This window comes from Ornithinibacter sp. (assembly GCF_035443565.1).
GTDB lineage: Bacteria > Actinomycetota > Actinomycetes > Actinomycetales > Dermatophilaceae > Fodinibacter.
Map to the genome: position 1 here is coordinate 1 of NZ_DAORSO010000192.1, position 3,527 is coordinate 3,527.

General features: G+C 70.9%; 2 protein-coding genes. One reads left to right on the forward strand and one right to left on the reverse strand.

The genetic code is table 11. From position 1 onward, the window contains the following. Nucleotides 1-665, forward strand: a 665-nt coding sequence (gene ppk2 / locus PLL68_RS13130) for a polyphosphate kinase 2 (protein WP_324534790.1), incomplete at its 5' end; no start/stop codon positions are given. Nucleotides 666-734: 69 nt separating this feature from the next. Here ppk2 and PLL68_RS13135 read toward each other — a convergent pair. After that, on the reverse strand, nt 735-3,164 hold the full coding sequence (locus PLL68_RS13135) for a glycoside hydrolase family 2 protein (protein WP_324534792.1): 2,430 nt from the start codon (nt 3,162-3,164) through the stop codon (nt 735-737). Nucleotides 3,165-3,527 lie beyond the last annotated feature (363 nt).

Consider the following 3,527-nt stretch of genomic DNA (forward strand, 5'->3'; position numbering starts at 1 on the left):
CCGGTAAGGGATCGGCCATCAAGCGGGTCACCGAGTACCTCAACCCCCGCTCGGCGCGGGTCGTCGCGCTGCCCACACCGACCGAGCGCCAACGCACCCAGTGGTACTTCCAGCGGTACATCGAGCACCTGCCGGCCGCCGGTGAGATCGTGCTCTTCGACCGCAGCTGGTACAACCGCGCCGGTGTCGAGCGCGTGCTCGGGTACTGCACCCCCCAGGAGCACCAGCGCTTCCTGCGCCAGTGCCCCATCGTCGAGCGCATGTTCGTCGAGGACGGCATCCGGCTGCTCAAGTACTGGTTCTCCGTGAGCGATGCCGAGCAGCAGCGCCGCTTCGAGTCCCGCCTCACCGACCCCATGCGCCGCTGGAAGCTCTCGACGACCGACGTCGAGTCGATCACCCACTGGGAGGACTACTCGCGCGCCAAGGACGAGATGATGGTGCACACCGACATCGCGGCCGCGCCGTGGTGGGTCGTCGAGAGCGAGGACAAGCGTCGCTCGCGGCTCAACATGATCGCCCACCTGCTCTCCCAGGTGCCCTACGAGCCCGTCGAGGCGCCGTTGGTCGAGCTCCCGCCGCGGCCGCCGTCGAAGGGGTACGTGCGCCCCGACCGCTCGCTCCAGCAGGCGGTGCCCGACTACTCGGCCACCCTCGAGGGCTGAGCGGGGCCGGCACGCCGAAGGTCGCCAGTCGGTCCTGCACGACCGTGATCCCCGACCCGGGCCCTCGGATCACGTCGGGTTCATCAGCTCGTTTCCACAGCGCAGGATGCCGGGCGCGCACACCGCGCCCACGTCCAGTGAGCCAACCCCCGTCACCCGGAAGGTGGCCGACTCCCCCGGCAGCAGCGTGACCAGCCCACGGTCGACCCGAGCGGCAGGATCGACCTTGTCGATCAGCAGGGTCAGGTCTCGCACGAGCGTCCGTGCGGTCACGGAGACGTCGAACCCGGCATCCGTCGCGGCCACGCTCACCTCGAGAGCCGCGGGAGGAAGCGCACTGTCCCGCGGCTCGCAGAAGAACCAGGAGCCTCGCGTCCCGAGGGCCTCGACGACCACCACCTCGGATGCCGGGTCGTCGGCGTCCGCGACCACCGCGGGGAGGTCGATGGTCACCGACCCACGGGCGGGCACCGACACCGCAACGTCCTTCGACCCACACACCGTGCCGTCGAACCGCAACCGCCGACACGTGAGCGAGCCCTCCCACGGCACGTCCGTGTCGTTGCCGAGCGAGGCCACCAGACGGCCACCCCGGGGCTGGACCGACACCACCCGTGGGGCGAACGCGTTCTGCAGGGCGAAGTACAGCGGCTTCTCGCGGCCGCTGCCGTCGATGGCCGCCCACGACGTCACCGGCCAGCAGTCGTTGAGCTGCCAGACGACGGCACCCGAACACGAAGGTGCCAAGGAGCGGAACCAGTCGAGGGCGCACGTGATGGCGTTGGCCTGGTTCAGCTGCATCGCCCAGTGCCAGGTCGCCATGTCGTCGGGCACCCGGTGGTGGCGCACGAGCCCACCCACGAGCTTGGCGTTGCCGTCGACGGCCTTCTGGTGGGCGAGCATGCCGGGCGACTCGGGGGTGAGGGGGTCGTCGCTGATCGCCGTCGTGAGGGTCGACCAGGTCGGCGGCCCCTGCCAGCCGAACTCCGCGACGAACCGCGGGGCGATGTCCCGGTAGGTCGCCCAGTCCAGGGAGTTCCACTGCTCCCACAGGTGGGTGGTGCCGTGGCTCGGGTCATTCGGGTGCTGCCCGCCCGGGCTGAACGGGCTGCCCGGGGCGTACGGCACGTGCGGCGCCACCTCGGCGACGACGGCCGGGAGCAGCTCGTCGTAGTAGTGCGCACCCCAGGTGCGGCCGTCGAGCCGCTCCTTCCACCCCCAGTCCTCGTAGCCCCACAGGTTCTCGTTGTTACCGGTGAGCAGCGCCAACGAGGCGTGGTGCGCGAGCCGGGCCACGTTCTGCCGGGCCTCGACCTCGACCTCGGACCGCAGGGGCTCCTCCTCCGGGTAGGCCGCGCAGGCGAAGAGGAAGTCCTGCCAGGTCAGCAGGCCCAGCTCGTCACACAGGTCGTAGAAGGTGTCGGACTCGTAGATGCCGCCGCCCCAGACCCGCACGAGGTTGACGTTCGCGGCCCTGGCCTGGGTGAGGCGCTGGGCGTAGCGGGCTCGGTCCACCCGCACCGGGAAGGAGTCGTCGGGGATCCAGTTGACGCCCTTGACGAGGATCGGCCGGTCGTTGACGACGAGCTGGAAGGGGGTGCCCGCGGCATCCGGCGTGGTGTCCCAGTGCAGTGTGCGAAAGCCCACCCGGCGCCTGACGCGGTCGAGCACCGCACCGTCGCAGGCGAGTTCGACCTCGACGTCGTAGAGGGGCTGGTCGCCGTGCCCGGTCGGCCACCAGCGGTCGACCGTCGCGCACTCGACCGATGCCGTGACCTTCCTCTCGCCTGCGGCGGTCGTCGCCGACGCGCTCGCCCCGGCGACGGACACGGTCACCGTGCGAGCGGCATCCGAAGTGGACGCCACGCGAGCGACGACCTCGACGCGACCACCGTCGCCCACGGCATCCGCGCGCACCAGGACGTCGTCGAACCGCGCCCCGCTCCACGACACCAGGTGCACGGGCCGCCAGATGCCGCTCGTGAACGTCGCAGGCCCCCAGTCCCAGCCGAAGCTGCACGCCGACTTGCGGATGGCCTCGAAGGGCATCGGGTACGGACCGGGGCGCGCACCGTACGTCAGGCTCTGGGCGTTCGCGTACTTCACCGGGCTGCGAAAGCGCACCTCGAGCAGGTTGTCACCCTCGGTGAGGATGCCGGTGACGTCGAGTCGGTGGGTGCGGTGCTGGTTCGCGACCTCGGCGATGACCTGGCCGTTCAGGAGCACCGTGGCGACGGTGTCGAGCCCGTCGAAGAGAATCTCGTGGCGCTCGGCCGCGGCGAGCTCAGCGGCAGTCATGGGCAGGGTGGTCTCGTACGTCCAGTCGACGAGACCGATCCAGGTGAGCAGCGACTCGTTGAGGTCGAGGTGGGGGTCGGGGATCAGCCCGGCTGCCAGCAGGTCGAGGTGGACGACGCCGGGCACGCTGGCCGCCACCGCTGCAACGCCCGTGAGCGCGGACGCGAGGTGCTCGGGTACCGGCCCGGCGGTCGCGCGCACCGTCCACCCCTGGTCGATCGCCCGCCTCACAACGCCCACGCCCATCAGACCGAGGCGCCGGTGTCGAGGTCATCGGCCGCGCGGTAGCGAGCGATGCCGTCTGGGACGGACGTCATGGTGTCGACGCTACCCCCGGCTGGTGCCAGCCGTGCGGCACAGACAGCCCCCGCGCTGCGTGCAGTGACGACGGGTGCCCGAGCAGACCCGGCTCACCCTCGATGACGTCGATGGCCCCGCCGATCACAGCCGGGAGGCCAAGCGCGCGGTGGGCCGCGCCCTTGACCCCCCAACAGCACCCGGCGGCATCTGACCATCCCCGAGAGCTGGCGAAGGGACTCGAACCCTCAACCCCCTGTTTACAAG